At 42.5% G+C, this 13959-nt stretch carries 12 protein-coding genes and 1 pseudogene; 5 read left to right on the top strand and 8 right to left on the bottom strand.

Annotated features, from left to right (window positions below; translation table 11 throughout):
- The first annotated feature begins 2 nt into the window (after positions 1-2).
- Complete coding sequence (locus A0128_RS06815; RefSeq protein WP_069606823.1) at positions 3-581, top strand: MXAN_6521/LA_1396 family lipoprotein; 579 nt, start codon at positions 3-5, stop codon at positions 579-581.
- A gap of 2 nt (positions 582-583) precedes the next feature.
- On the opposite strand, the gene A0128_RS06810 is transcribed toward A0128_RS06815, so the two are convergent.
- Positions 584-1015 (bottom strand): LA_2478/LA_2722/LA_4182 family protein, encoded by a 432-nt coding sequence (locus A0128_RS06810; protein WP_069606822.1) that lies wholly within the window; start codon positions 1013-1015, stop codon positions 584-586.
- A gap of 102 nt (positions 1016-1117) precedes the next feature.
- On the bottom strand, positions 1118-2083 hold the full coding sequence (locus A0128_RS06805) for an amidohydrolase family protein (RefSeq protein ID WP_069606821.1): 966 nt from the start codon (positions 2081-2083) through the stop codon (positions 1118-1120).
- A gap of 104 nt (positions 2084-2187) precedes the next feature.
- Here A0128_RS06805 and A0128_RS06800 point away from each other — a divergent pair, with 104 nt between their 5' ends.
- Entirely contained in the window at positions 2188-2457 is a 270-nt protein-coding gene (locus A0128_RS06800) for a DUF1145 domain-containing protein (protein WP_069606820.1), read from the top strand.
- 374 nt (positions 2458-2831) lie between these two features.
- Here A0128_RS06800 and A0128_RS06790 read toward each other — a convergent pair whose 3' ends face one another.
- Positions 2832-4691, bottom strand: coding sequence for a hypothetical protein (locus tag A0128_RS06790; protein ID WP_069606818.1), 1860 nt, complete (start codon positions 4689-4691; stop codon positions 2832-2834).
- Positions 4692-4764: 73 nt separating this feature from the next.
- Positions 4765-5676, bottom strand: coding sequence for an NAD(P)H-dependent flavin oxidoreductase (locus A0128_RS06785; protein ID WP_427854332.1), 912 nt, complete (start codon positions 5674-5676; stop codon positions 4765-4767).
- Positions 5677-5759: 83 nt separating this feature from the next.
- On the opposite strand from A0128_RS06785, the gene A0128_RS06780 reads away from it, so the two are divergent.
- A complete protein-coding gene (locus A0128_RS06780; protein WP_069609167.1) occupies positions 5760-6065 on the top strand; it encodes a putative quinol monooxygenase in 306 nt (101 codons plus the stop codon).
- Here the strand turns inward: A0128_RS06780 and A0128_RS06775 are convergent.
- Positions 5974-7322, bottom strand: a pseudogene (locus A0128_RS06775) (adenylate/guanylate cyclase domain-containing protein). The gene A0128_RS06780 and the pseudogene A0128_RS06775 sit on opposite strands and share 92 nt — an antisense overlap.
- Positions 7323-7431: 109 nt before the next feature.
- Between A0128_RS06775 and A0128_RS06770 the strand changes: the two are divergent.
- Together A0128_RS06770 and A0128_RS06765 are read left to right on the top strand one after the other, a co-directional pair.
- Entirely contained in the window at positions 7432-7851 is a 420-nt protein-coding gene (locus tag A0128_RS06770; RefSeq protein ID WP_069606816.1) for an Rrf2 family transcriptional regulator, read from the top strand.
- 94 nt (positions 7852-7945) lie between these two features.
- Positions 7946-8935, top strand: coding sequence for a S1C family serine protease (locus A0128_RS06765; protein ID WP_069606815.1), 990 nt, complete (start codon positions 7946-7948; stop codon positions 8933-8935).
- Between the two features lie 596 nt (positions 8936-9531).
- Here the strand turns inward: A0128_RS06765 and A0128_RS06760 are convergent.
- From A0128_RS06760 to A0128_RS06750, 3 genes are all read right to left on the bottom strand, one after another.
- Positions 9532-10239, bottom strand: a complete 708-nt coding sequence (locus A0128_RS06760; RefSeq protein WP_069606814.1) for a pirin family protein — start codon at positions 10237-10239, stop codon at positions 9532-9534.
- Positions 10240-10422: 183 nt separating this feature from the next.
- Positions 10423-11568 carry a DUF445 family protein gene (locus A0128_RS06755; protein WP_427854344.1) on the bottom strand — a complete coding sequence of 382 codons (1146 nt, stop codon included), beginning with the start codon at positions 11566-11568 and terminating at the stop codon, positions 10423-10425.
- Positions 11568-13922, bottom strand: coding sequence for a hypothetical protein (locus A0128_RS06750; protein ID WP_069606812.1), 2355 nt, complete (start codon positions 13920-13922; stop codon positions 11568-11570). Before A0128_RS06750 ends, A0128_RS06755 begins: the two co-directional genes overlap by 1 nt.
- Positions 13923-13959 lie beyond the last annotated feature (37 nt).

Genomic DNA, 13959 nt, shown 5'->3' with positions numbered 1-13959 from the left:
GAATGATCAGAAACAGTATCTTCTTAATCACCCTGGTTCTTGTTACCGCCAATTGTACCGTAAAGTATATCAAGGCGGGACCGACCTGGGAAAAGGATCTTGGAACGTTCAAACGTCTTGCCATACAGGTTCCTACTGAAAGCGAGGCCGGCGAATCCGAAAAACAATTGGCCGCAAAGATCACTGAAAATTATCTTTCTCACCATAAGGAATTTATCATATATCCTTACAAGGCCGGAAGCGCGACCTGCGGAAGTTCCGATAAAAAAGTGCAAGGCATCTTTCAACTGAAAATTCTCGAAAAAGAAACTTCCGAAAAAGTAAATTTGACCGCGCTCGGAAAAGTCATACACTGCAAAAAAGGGGAAATTCTCTGGGAAGGTTTGGCTGAAAATTCTTATACAAAGAATACGGAAGAGAATCAATCCTTGATCAACACTTACACACAACTCTACGGAAAGGAAATCGCGGGAAAGGTAAATCCTTACTTCTTTTTACTCCAGACACTTTTGGAAAAATTGGACAGCCCGATTCTTACCGAAGATGAAAAAGACGAAAAGATAGAAGTGGAAGCCAGATAGTCTTATTTTGTAGAAGAAGGAGCGGAGAGAGTTTCAAGAAAGGTATTGTATTCCACACATTCCGGAATCTGATACGTAACGATGGAACCACAATCCGCTCTTTCCACACTCTTGATGCAGAGTTCCGCATCCAGTTTTAGATTGTCGCTTAATTTTTTAAGAACGATCGGTTCCGATTTATCAAAATCATAATTGAAGTCGCTGTAACACTGCGCGTTGTCCGGATAATTTAAACTCGCTTCTTTACGATGTGAACCTTCGAGAGATGTGAGATAAGGCTCCTTACAACGACTCATCTGCAAACAATACGCGTCGGCGACCTTTTTATAGACTTCCGCAGAAGCCGCTTGAGAGACGGCTCCCCCTTTTTCGCAATGAATCGCAAAAACTGCGATCAAGACGATTCCGGAAACTTTTGGTAAAAGGGCGCGCATATCGAAAGGATAAAGAAAGAACCCTCGTTGGCAAGTTTTTTCCTAACTGGGGAATCGGATTCAAGAAGAAGAATTTCCGTAAGGAAACGCCGAGCGTAAACGTCAGCTTTCGATTTCCAACCCAAAAAGATTCGCGCTGTTTTTCAAAAAGACCTTTCGTTTTACTTCATCGGACAAAGAAGAATTGAGGAGATTTGAAATCGGATGACTGAGCGCGTAAGGAATACTCGGAAAATCGGAACCGAAATGAACTCGGTCCGGAAATTTTTCTAAGATCGCAAGATACGGATCCGTTTGTTCCCCGGTCGCGAGAAAATCCACGAAGACCATCGTTGTGTCCAAACGAAGTTCCGGATAAATCGACATCAACTCCACGTATTCCCAGACCTCGCTCGCTCCCATGTGTGCGACGACCACTTTGAGTTCCGGATAACGTTGAATAAACGACCGAAAATAACGAATGTTCGTATAAGGACCGGGAAGAGGAGCGTCACCCGAATGAATGACGAGAGGAATTTTCTTTTTTTCCAAATAAGAAAACGTATCGGAAAGTTCGGATCTTGTTAAGTCCAAACGCCCCACTTCACAGTGAAGTTTAAAGCCGCGAAAACCGTAATCTTCCACTGCACGTTTTACGTATTCGAGACAACCCTCTTCCGGAAAGAACGTTCCAAAAAGAATGGCGCCTCTTGTATTCGAATGATTTTCAAACACCCAACGATTGAGACCTTCGGCCATTCTTTCTTTATGAGCGTAGTTGAGGGTCGTAAAAAAACGAACCTGATTCTTAGCTAAGGATTCGAGACGCTGTGTTTCCGATTCCCTGTAAGCAATCTCCCAATTGACTCCGTCGAACCATTTCCAAATTCGTTTCATAACGTATTCGGGAAAAAAATGCGTATGAATATCGATGATAAACGGAAGTTCGTATTTTTTCAGAAGAGGAAGATGAGACGGAGATTCCTCGTCTCGAAGCGGAGGACGATTCTCCGGATATTTCCAAGGAAAGGGAGAAGGAAGATCGGAGCGAGAATTCGACGAAAGAATATGATGACAACAGGGAAGCATACTAAGAGTTTTTTCTAACACAAACCTGAGTCAATCGATTGTCTCTTTTTTCCTTGACGGACCTTGGAAGTGAGTTTCAATAATGGAAATTTTCTGGGGGATTTATGAATCCAATTTTTCAAGCATTGAAGATAGGAACTGTATTTTTTTGGATCTTAGTAGGATCCAGTCTTTCGGGTGTGTTTCTTTTCGGTGAACCTTTAGACTTTCTGATCCGCGCGGTAGGAATCGGAACGTTCGTGGTGCATCTTTTTGAAATCGCCTACTTCTGGTTTACCTTAAAACACAAGTCTTCCAATCCGATTTTAGACGCCCTACAGATCCTGGTCTTTGGCGTTTTTCACATGATGCCTCTCCGAAACAAACAAGCCTAAAAATTTTCATCTCGGTGCAGTTCTTTTTCCAATCAAGGAAGAAGAATTGCGAAGACAATATCGATCCTCTTTTGATTTCGAGTTCCAAGATACTTTAGAATATTCAAATATACTGTTTTTCCTTATTCTTGCTTTGAACCTAAGAAAACATGTAGAACGTTTTAGAATCCGATCGGAGTTCCAACAAATCCCGCCGGACCTTTGTAATTGTTCTGATAAATTGATCCTTCCGAAAAAGGCTTTACACGGACTTAAAGTCCGCCCTATTCAAAATAGGGCTCGACCTACGTTTAAAAAAGTTTTTCGGGAGTTTTCCTCTAAACAAAATCAGGAAAGAATCCCGTTTCACAAGATTCTTTTTATCGATTAGAATCTTATCTTAAAGAAACGATCAGACCTTCCACAAGCGCTTCACTGGGCGAACTCCGAGTCCAGATAAGTTGCATATATTCGCGCACATTGGAATTCGAAATTTCATTTACAGCCTCGGTAAATTCAGAATCTCTAATATTCTCTTTACACTCGTTTAAAAACCGATAAAAGTTTCGAATCAGAGGGAGACAACGTTCTTTTTTGGAATTACAAAGTGCAACCTGGGACTTCAAATTTTTCAAAGAAGAATCCTTTACAAAACTAGAATATACTTCTCGATCGATGGAGCCAGAATTCTTCTCCATATCATAATTCAAATAGATCCCGGCAAAAATTTTCCCTCCATCGGGACAAACGGAAATCGGAACTTTTTCCGTGTTTGCGACGATCAGCTTGTAATTTTTTGAAAACTCGGAACGATTTAGAAATTTAGAATATTCACAACTCCAAGGAAAATGAACCTCTAAAATATCGGGCCGATTCAAATCGATATAAGAGGCCACTCTTCCTGCGTCCTTTTTATTCGCCGCGAGATATCGATTTCCCAAATAACCAAGATCGAATATATTAAATTCCTTATAAAAGCTCAAGGCTCCCAAATCTGCAATGGCGACGAGTGGTCTTGTAATTTCTTCTTTTTTTGCGATTTCGGAAATCTGCGCCCTTCTTTCCTCAAAAATTTTAGAACTGCAACAGAGATCATAGGACTTAAACTTATAATTCTTATAGGAAAGAAAGCCGGCCAAAAGAACCAAGGGAAGAATTAAGAATTTCTTTTTTTCAGTGATTGCGCTCGATCTGATCACAAACAAAACCGCGCCCAACACCGCGAGCCAGGTCATCGGCCTCGCAGGATCCAATCTATAGTTTCCAAAAATAAAAGGATGTAAAAAACCGGGAACCGCGAGAGCGAATGCTAAAATCACAAACAACTTTTCTTTCTCGTTTATTCTTCTAAAAAAGAGAAGAAGTAAGGAAATCGGAATCAGTAGAATTCCATTCTGTTTAAAACCGAATTTAAAAATTTCCCAATTTTTAGAAAGCGCCGGACTCAAACGAATCAGATTGAGCGCGTTCTCGCCCAGAGAAAGTTCCTGAGCCGTGGATGTATTCGGAAAGATCTTTCCGAAATAAAAAAACCGAATGAGAAAGAAAAGAATCCAGAGTCCGCCTGCGATCCATACGGGAAGTGTCTTTTTCCAAGGAACCCGATTTCGAAATGAAATAAAAAGAAAAACAACACTTATAAAGAAAAGATGAAAAACACTTTCGATTCGGACCAAGGTTCCCGCAAAAAGAAGCAAGGAAGCTCCTACAAGAGATACGTCTTTACCGTTCGCGATTTGAAAAAGAATCAAAAGATAAACGATGTAGAGAAGATGCATCCATGGATTTTCCATTCCGGATGCGTGCCAGGCGAGAAACGTAAACGAAACGGAAAGAAGAGCCGTTGTCAACAGAGTCAAACCGAAATTCTCCCATTCGGAGGTTTCACGAATCTCTTCAAAAAGTTTATAAAGAACGGCTCCGAACAGAAAGGTAGTCAACCACCACTGCAAAGTAAAAAATATCGAGTAGTGAATCGCAACGATCTTATAGACAAACGCAAAGATAAAAAATTCCAAAGGAGAAGAATAACCTTCGATCAGCTCTCCACTGGGATTGACTCCGATAAATCCGAAATCGATCCAATTCTTTGCGTGACTTAAAGTGATAATTCCGTCGTCCCGATTGATATAGAGTTCCTCGGGAAAAAAGCCGAGTACGATTTTAAAAACGAGAAGTGTAGTCAGCCCGGAAAAAATGGGGAAGAAGAATCGATTTTTATTTAGGAAATCAGAGATCTTTTTTTTCAAATCCATCGGTAAATGCCCGTCCTGAAAATAAATTCAAACACTCTTAACGGTAAAAAAATCAGGACGGGTTCTTAAAATTCTAACGAGGCAAACGATTTAGAATATCAAGATATTCTTTTGCCATGCCTAAAACCACGTCTTTGGCCGGAATCAATCCTTCTATCTGCGCCACTCCGTGCCCCGCAGACCAAATGTCCCGCCAACGTTTGTATTCCTGATCCAGATTCTGAGACTCTCCGCTGTGAGAAAGGTCGCCCGCCTTCTCCACCGATTTTTTAAGCCAGTTCGCCGGAATCCCCGAAATCTTTTCCGTATAAACGATTTCTTCCGGACCCGAGTCGATCAACATCTGTTTGTAACCTTCGGACGCCATCGCTTCCGGCGTCGCGATCAATCTCGTTCCCACATAAACCGCGTCCGCACCAAGCGCGAGTGACGCGACCATCTGTGCGCCGCTTGAAATCGCGCCCGCCGCAACGATCGGAAGTCCCGTCTCTTTTTTTAAATAGGGGTAAAGACTAAACGGTGAAATATTCCCCGCGTGTCCACCCGCACCTTGTGCCACGGCGATCAGAGCGTCTGCGCCCGCTTTTGCGACAATATTCGCGTGCTTCAAGGTAGTCACGTCACAAAACACTTTGGACCCTACGCTTTTTGCTTCGCTCACGACGGTCCGAGGACTTCCCAAACTCGTAATCAAAAGCTCCACCTTCGCGTCGAGAACGACTTCTAACTGCTTGGACCAATTCGGATTATGCGATTTGTGAAGAATCAAATTTACACCGATCGGTTTTTTTGTTTTGGAACGAATCTCTTGCAGAGCGTCTTTGAGCTCTTCGGGAGAACGATAATTGAGAGAAGGAAAACATCCGATACCACCGGCTTCGGAAACCGCAACTACCAGATCGGGATAGGAGACTAAAAACATAGGAGCTCCGATAATCGGTAAATCGATTCCGAGCATGTCCGTAATTCGAGTATTCAATTTCATTCTGGGAATTCTTCCGATAACAGTTGTTTTAAGCAAGGAGGATTTTTCTTCCCAAAATGAAACCGTTTCTAAATTCTGATCGTATGATCGTTGTTGCGTCCTCTTATAAAATTTTTGAAGAAAGAATTGAAGATTTTAAAAAAGTCAGTCAAGACATGGCGAAAGAATCTCTCGAAACCGAAGACGGTGTGCTGAGACTCGACGTTCTTCAAGCGGACGGAGATCCCGGAAAATTCTTATTTATGGAAGTGTATAAAAGCGAGGCCGCGAGAAAGGCTCATCTCGAAACTCCTCAGTTCATTTCTTGGAGAAGAGCCGTTCCGGAATGGTTGAGCCAGGGAAGCACTTCGATTCAATATCTTCCGATTCACATCGACCTTCCAAGCTGAACGTTTGTTTTATCCCGCTAAAAAGTAAGTCGAAATCATTCCCTTTCCCTTGATATCGACCTCTCCTCTTTTTTCCAATTGGAAGATAGAAGAAGCCGCCAAAAAATATTCTTCCGTTACGTGAATCTTTCCGGGAAGTCCGTGAGATTCCATCCTCGACGCGAGATTTACGGAATCACCCCAGAGATCATAGATGAACTTCTTTCTTCCGATCACGCCCGCGACGACCGGACCCGAATGAATTCCGATCCGAATGTTGAGATTTTCCCGAATGAGTTCCTCGTTCGTATTCACTTCTTGTAATATATCCAAGGCGAGATTTCCGATCCTTTGGATATGATCCTCGCAGGCGATGGGTATTCCCGCCGCTGCCATGTAGGCGTCTCCGATGGTTTTGATTTTTTCCACCCCTCTGTTTTCGGCGAGTTCATCGAGTCTGGAAAAAAAACGATCCAAAAGTCCCGCGAGTTCATCCGGAGTTTTGCGCGCGGCAAGAAGTGTAAATCCCACGATGTCCGCAAAAAGAATCGAACACTCCGAAAAGTATTCCGAGATCTGAGAATTTTCGTTTTTGAGTCTGTTTGCAATCGCGTCCGGAAGAATGTTTCGAAGGAGAAGATCCGATTTTTCCTTTTCATTCTCCAGATCGTTGGTTTGTGTTTCGATCGTCTTTGCCTGTAAGAACAACTTCCGAGTCGTTAACTCCAAAGTATAACCTGCGATTACCGCGAAAAACTCGGAAAACCATATTAGAAAACTATAAACCGTTTTTTCCTGACTTGTCAGATTTCCGTCAGTAAGAAGAGCGTATTGATAAGCCGACAAATAAAAAGAAGTTATGAGGAACGCTGGAAGAGTTCGGATTCTTAAAACCAAAAATGCGTAATAAGCGATGATGATCAAAATTGTAAGAAGAATCGCGTGTTGATCTCTGATAAACGCATAACCCACGTAGACCGCGGTAAATCCTCCGAGTGTGTTGCTGAACATCGACATAGGAACCATCGTCTTTCGAAATCTTTTGAATGTGGAAAGAATCAAAACCGATCCAAAGACCGAACTTCCGATCAAGATCCAAAGAACGATTTGATCTCGTATGAGAAGGACGTCGTAAAAAAGGAGAAAGATCGCCCCATATCCCATAACGGCTGAAACGGCTCCGATCCGAACGAAGGATGCGATATGATCCCTGAGAAAGGATCGGAATTCTTTTTCCAAGTTCGGATCTAAGAATCGAAGGATATAACTTTGAAACATCGTCGTATTCTTAACTTGGAAAGAATACGACGCAAGATCTTTTCTACCGGAGCTTTGGACTTGACAAGGATTTTGAATCTTATATTCTGTAACCAGACGCTTTACAGATATGACTAGCCGGTTTACAGTCGCGATCCACATTCTTTCCCTGCTTTCGTTAAGCGAAGGTAAAACCAGAACGTCCGAAGAACTCGCGGAGAGCGTCAACACGAACCCGGTTGTAATTCGCAAGATTCTTTCCCTGCTAAAAAGCAAGGGTATCGTTCGAAACCAGATGGGCCCGAACGGCGGTTACATTCTTGCGAAACCTTCTTCCGAGATCAGCCTGAAGGAAATCTACGAAGCGATCGACGAGAAGATCTTTCAGATGCACTCGAAAACTCCCAATAAGAAATGTATCTGCGGTCATTCTATTCAACCGATTTTGACAAAGGTCTATGAAAAAGCCGAACGTGTGTTAGAAGACGAATTGGGTTCTACAAATCTGGATTCGATTACAAAAGAGATTCTTACCTTCTCCAAGAAGTGATCTCAAAAAATTTCAAACTTCCCTTTTCACTTTGTAACTTTTTTGAATACAAATAAAAACTTTCGGGTCTAAAGAACACCCGGAGGTTTTTTCTATGATTCAATGGGTTCAATCGGATTCCAAAGATCCCTTTCCAAAAGTTTCAAAAACATCCTCTTCCGAAAGTGAAGAAGATCTGATGGACGCGTATTCGAGGGCTGTGACAAACGCGGTGGAAACCGTAAGTCCTGCGGTCGTCCATCTCAAAGTTAGCGGAAACCGCGGCGGTGGAGCCGGTTCCGGATTCTTAATATCGCCCGACGGTTTTATCGTAACCAATCAACACGTAGTAGAAAACGCGTCCGAGATCAACGCGGAATTTCCGGACGGAAGAAGTCACAAAGCGATGAAGATCGGTGAAGATCCGATGACCGATATCGCAGTACTAAAAGTAACGAGCGATCCGTTTCCGTATTTGCATTTTTCTAAACCTACCTCCGTAAAAGTCGGTCAACTCGCGATCGCAATCGGAAACCCGCTCGGTTATGAATCCACTGTGACCGCGGGCGTAGTAAGCGCCTTGGGAAGAAGTCTTCGTTCCCGTTCGGGAAGACTGATCGAGGACGTGATCCAAACCGACGCGGCTCTTAACCCAGGAAACTCAGGCGGTCCCTTGGTGAACTCAAGAGGAGAATTGATCGGAATCAATACCGCGATCATTCCTTCGGCTCAAGGAATTTGTTTTGCAGTCGGCTCGGGAACTGCCGAATACGTCATCACACGTCTGATGAAAAACGGCTTTGTAAAAAGAGGTTATCTCGGAATCGCCGGGCAAAATCAGAGCATCCCCAATCGTTTGAAAATTTTCAATAAGTTGGAACAGACTTCGGGAGTTCTCGTGATCGAGGTGGAGAATTCTTCTCCCGCGGCCGGAAGTCTATTAAGAAAAGGTGATATGATTCTTTCTTTGAACGAGCAAGTCATTCGTTCCATCGATGATATGCACAGAACCTTGGATGAATCTACGATTCAAAAAGATCTTCCGATTCGCGTTCTAAGGGAGGGTTCCTTAAGAACTTTTTCCATCCGAAGCGGGGAGATTTGATCGAGGAATCGGCAATGATTTTTTGGAAAAGGTTTTTGTAGGATCTCTGACGTTTTTTTGACGGTGGCCCCTTCCAGTCGGCGAGCGGTAGAAGCTTTTGGTTTTTTCGATAATTCTAAGAATCTGCAGGAGATCCTACAAAGTTCTTAGATGAAAGGGATCTTTTTAAGGAAAAAGCAGGAGTTCCCACGTTTTCATGAACAAAGAGGCTCTGAAAAAATCGGAGCTAAGCCCGTGAGAGAAAAGAGGAGTTCCTCAAAATAAAAACTTGTCAGGAAAAACTTAAAAATGTGGGAACTCTCACGTATTTTGGATAATAAAGAACGATTTAAAATCTCACAAAAAAATCGATGAGACGTAATTTGTGGGAACTCACACGGTTAGATTAGAATTTTATAAAATGGGATTCTTTTTTCCTTCGAGGTATTGGGCCCGCTCTAAATTCTCATTGGAGTTCCTACATTTCTTTGAACAAAAAGACTCTGAAAAAATCAGAGCTAAGCCCGTGAAAGAAAAGAGGAGTTCCTCAAAATAAAAACTCCTCTGAAAAAGTTCAAAATAGAGATTTTGTAGGAACTCCTTCTTTCCCCGAACTCTTACTTCGGAGTATCGATCGCGAGAATTTCCGATTCTTCCAAAAAATGAATTTCCATTTTCGAAGGAGCCCAGAGTCCAAGCCCGTCTCTTGCCGACAATTTCTTGCCTTCGATCTCCACGGAACCGGATATCAGAAAAAAATAAACTCCTCTATTTTCATTTTTTAGAATATAATCAATCTTGAATTCTTTTTTCCCGTGAGCGAGGGAAAACGAAACGTCCTGATTGATCCAGACCGCGCCGTTCCCCTTTTCCGGCGAAACCACGGTTTGAAATTTTCCCTGACGATCCTCCACGTTAAACTTTTTTTGTTCGTAACGAGGGGCGATTCCCATCTTATCCGGAAGAATCCAGATCTGTAAAAAATTAACTTGTTCCGTGGGAGATGCGTTGTATTCGGAATGTACGATTCCGGTTCCTGCCGACATGATCTGCACTTCACCGGCTTGAATGACGGAGCTGTTTCCCTCGCTGTCTTTGTGTTCCAAACTTCCGGAAAGAGGAATAGAAACAATTTCCATATTCTCGTGCGGGTGCGGAGGAAACCCTTTTCCGCCTATTACGATATCGTCGTTGAGAACTCTGAGTTTACCGAATTGCATCCGGTTCGGTTCATAGTAGGAACTAAAACTGAAAGTATGTCTGCTCTTCAGCCATCCAAAATCCGCCTTCCCTCTTGTTTCTTGCGCGTGGTATACTGCTTCCATAAATCTCCTAAGAATTAGACTCCGAAAGGAATCATCCGTGCGTTGAGGTTTTTAATTTTTGAAATCAAGGTAGGATTCTTTTTACTTCCTTCGATCTTCACCAATAACGGACCTTCAAATAAGAAAAAGAAGAATGGCTTTCTTACTTCGATAAGAAAGGCGTCCTAATAAAATGAAACTTCTTCAAAAGAAAAATCGAATCAAACCGGTCGCACAACCCAAAAAGAATCCGAGAATACTTCCGTTGATCCGAATCGTTTCCAGAACGTTCCGAGTTTTCCATTCTAAATTCTTTCTGAGATCTTTCGGGTCCAGACTTTGAAGTCTGGTAGTGATCTGTTTTCCGATATAACCGGAAACTCCTTCGTCGACGCGTTTTTCTACAAATTCCAAAACGGAACGAAGAGGCGCGTATTCTTGTAGGGTTTTGATCTCGCCGATTTCTTTTAAGTGTGTCTGGATGAGAGTTCCCAAAAGACGACTCGCCTGATCTTTTAGAAAACCCATCAGGGAACGAACCGCCTTTTCTCTTTGTTCCAGAGGAAGTTCGTTCCAAGAAGAGATATAAGTTTCCGTGGAGGCCGCCATCAAGTTGACGAGTTTTTCGATCGTCTTTTCGTCCTTGGATTCGATGACGAGGCCTTCTTTGACGTGATTTCCGTATTCTTTCAATTTTTTTGGGAAATCTACGACAAGACTCAAAACGACCTGAGCGACTAAATTCATTTTTCCTAATATTTCTTGCAAAAGAGATCTGAATTCATCCGTATCGGCCACTCGGATCATGGATTCTCCGATCAGAAGTTTGATCGTATCCATGATCTCTTTTTGTCGGTTTAACTCTTTTAATAAAGCGACATCCGTTCCTGAGAACTGATAATGAACTATGTATTCTACGATGTCCTCTTCCACTCTTTCAAAGAGTTGGTTTAAGACTTCCTTTGTTTTAACTTCGTTTCCAAAGGTTTCCAAAAGAACTTCGTGAACGTCGTCTCTGGTCGTCGGGTCTTCCAAAACCATTCGAATCCGAGAGCGAATCACTTCGTGGTGTAACAGATCTCCAGCCACCCAGTTTCCGATCTCACCCGCGAGAGTAAAACTATCCTCTTCGATCGCCTTGTATGTTTTCCAAACGGCGAACCAGTCACAAAGCCCTCCGATCAGACCTCCCTCTAACGCGGACAATACGATCTTTGAAAAAGGAGTTTCCGGATTTCCAAAAAAAAGAATTCCAAGAATCGCAACTGAAAAACCGATCAAAAGAGAATTGGAAAAGATCTGTCTTTTTCGAAACGGTGATTTGACGGACTGAGAAGAGGCAAAAAAAATCAATTGGATAATTTCCTGCGATTTAAAAAGGTCGCTCCGAAAAACAAAAGTGGCAAAAGCAACTGAAGAAACGTAATCAAGTAGGATCGAATATCATAAAATACGAATTCATTCTTCTTAAGCTTAGAACAAAAATAAAACTGACCTTCCAGGGTTCGGTAACTCTTTTCTCCGTTTTCCGATTTCCAAAGTGGAAAATAACCGGAGCGAATCAATACGGGAGAACAGACATTCTCACCTGGAACCGCGGGAAGCTCCCAAAGTATCCGGGAATCGTCCCAAGAAAACGGATGGATCTGAGTTCCGCTTGGATTTTTTTCTTTCTCGGAATCGAACTTTCCCTTCGGTTTATTTTTGGCTTTTTCTTCTTCTTGGATCGTAACTAGTTTTTGAAGTTCGGCTTTCAATTGAGAAAAAGGAAACGCTCCGGAAAAAGAATTTTCGTCAGCTTTGTATTCCGCAGCGGTGATCGGAACCAAGGTTATGGAAAGTTCAAAGAGAGAATGAAGGGCGGACTCGGAAAGATCCTCGGAACGAATCGAAGTCCTTCTTTCCTGTCCCGCGTCGTCCGTGACCAAAGCCCAGGGTTTTGCGGATAAAAGTTCTAACGGCGGTTTGGTGATATTCAACTTCCAGAGAATCCATTCTCCCCTTTTTGCAATCTGAATAAAAGAAACAGGAAGATTCGATGCGAACTGATTGAGCGCCTCCGATTTCAAAAGTAAATGAGTCACACCTCTTTCCTGCAAAAGACTTAAAAACAAATCGGAGAGTTTGTCGCGTTCCTGAACCGGACGCAGATTGGCGCGTTTCCCGTATGTAACCAAGGAACTTTTCGGTCCTTGAGACGGAAAGAGCTGAATGATTTCTTCGGGAGAAGAAGGAAGAGAATTTTCAAAACGATTCTGCAAAACGACGTTTCGTCTAACGGATTGTCTCACGAGCACGGAAGCCCATCTCGAATCCAAGGAACTGATTCCACCCGCAATTTCTTCCGAAGCGATCAGAGAAGAATAAGGAGTTTCTTTTAAGATCCGAGTCCATTCTTCTTTCTGGCTCCAAATCGAAGACGGAGTTTTGGAGATGTTTTCGATTCCCGTGGAAGGACCGGGAATCGTGATGATAAAACGATACATTCCTAAGACAAAAAGAATCAGTCCGGTCCAGAGTTTCCATCTTCCCGGCGGAAGATTTTTTAGAAAGAATCTCGCGGTTACAAGAGCCGCAAAAGTCAGAAAGACAAGAGAAACGTTCAGAGCGGTATACCACTTAACGTGCAACCAGGGAAAAATCAAAGAAAGAGAAGAATCTGTCGCCATCCAATAGAAGAGCAACGTTCCGAAAATGAGAAATCTAGATATCGGAGGCAATAGTTTTCGAATAAACAACAATCGAATCCCGATCACAAAAAGAATCGGGAACAAAAGATGAATCCAATACTGATCGATCAAAATCTGTTTGAGCACGTCCAAAAACTTTTCAGGTCTTGCGACGGCACTCGAAAATTCTTCTCCTAAAAGTGAAAGAAGTCCGTTGATCGGAAAAGAAACCGGAGGATTTTGTTGGAACGGAACGTAAGCGAAATAATTCCAGAGAACCGGTAACGCAACCAAGATCGGCATAAGCAAGATAAGAAGGATTTCTAAAAATTCAAACTCGTCTTTGTAAAAAAGAAAATAGATTCCAAGAGAGATCACGTAAAAAAGGGACATCTCGTAGTGTGTGTAAAACACAAGAGAACCCGTGATTAGATTCTTTGCAAAAGAAGAAATCTTTCCCGTATATCGAAACTTCTCCAAATAATAGATCGCAAGGATCGCAAAGCCGAGACCGAGCACGGAAGAAATCGAATTCTGAAAAACTCCTACAACGCCCGCGCCGACAACTCGATCTCCGGGATATAAAAAGTAAAACATCAAACCAGTCATCGCGAGAAGCGCATTGCCCGGACTGAGGTTGGTTTCCGTCAGAAAAAGAAAACCCAGTTTTAAAAAGGAATACGAGAACAAAAAAAGAGTCAGAAGAATTCCAAGATTGAATGCGAAACTAAACGGAAGAAAGAAAAGAAAAAACGTATGTAAAAAAGAAACGAGGAAAAAGAAAAACGGAGATTGAAAGTAGAATGTAGGACTTCCTCCGTAAAGAGAACGATCATATCCCGAGGACAAAAAATTCTTAAAAAGAATCTGATAGTCTTGAGCGATCAGATATTGATTCTGTAAGGAGACCGAATCGGGAACCGAGTCCGAAAATAAAAATCGAAACTGAATGGAAAGGAAGAGTAAGACTAGGAAAAATACGAGCGGCTTTCTTGCTGCGTGAGGAATTTTCCATTTCCCCTGGATGATTTGCATGGGATGATTCTTACGAAACCCGATTTCCTGACAAGCA

The organism is Leptospira tipperaryensis (genome assembly GCF_001729245.1).
Lineage (GTDB): Bacteria > Spirochaetota > Leptospiria > Leptospirales > Leptospiraceae > Leptospira > Leptospira tipperaryensis.
This window is presented reverse-complemented; position numbering and strand designations above follow the sequence as displayed.

Bases quoted from the DNA above. Each gene is read 5' to 3' on its own strand.
- A0128_RS06800 (WP_069606820.1), top strand. From the start codon at position 2,188: ATGAATCCAATTTTTCAAGCATTGAAGATAGGAACTGTATTTTTTTGG.
- A0128_RS06765 (WP_069606815.1), top strand. From the start codon at position 7,946: ATGATTCAATGGGTTCAATCGGATTCCAAAGATCCCTTTCCAAAAGTT.
- A0128_RS06790 (WP_069606818.1), bottom strand. From the start codon at position 4,691: ATGGATTTGAAAAAAAAGATCTCTGATTTCCTAAATAAAAATCGATTC.
- A0128_RS06815 (WP_069606823.1), top strand. From the start codon at position 3: ATGATCAGAAACAGTATCTTCTTAATCACCCTGGTTCTTGTTACCGCC.
- A0128_RS06750 (WP_069606812.1), bottom strand. From the start codon at position 13,922: ATGCAAATCATCCAGGGGAAATGGAAAATTCCTCACGCAGCAAGAAAG.
- A0128_RS06785 (WP_427854332.1), bottom strand. From the start codon at position 5,676: ATGAAATTGAATACTCGAATTACGGACATGCTCGGAATCGATTTACCG.
- A0128_RS06770 (WP_069606816.1), top strand. From the start codon at position 7,432: ATGACTAGCCGGTTTACAGTCGCGATCCACATTCTTTCCCTGCTTTCG.
- A0128_RS06760 (WP_069606814.1), bottom strand. From the start codon at position 10,239: ATGGAAGCAGTATACCACGCGCAAGAAACAAGAGGGAAGGCGGATTTT.
- A0128_RS06780 (WP_069609167.1), top strand. From the start codon at position 5,760: ATGATCGTTGTTGCGTCCTCTTATAAAATTTTTGAAGAAAGAATTGAA.
- A0128_RS06810 (WP_069606822.1), bottom strand. From the start codon at position 1,015: ATGCGCGCCCTTTTACCAAAAGTTTCCGGAATCGTCTTGATCGCAGTT.
- A0128_RS06805 (WP_069606821.1), bottom strand. From the start codon at position 2,083: ATGCTTCCCTGTTGTCATCATATTCTTTCGTCGAATTCTCGCTCCGAT.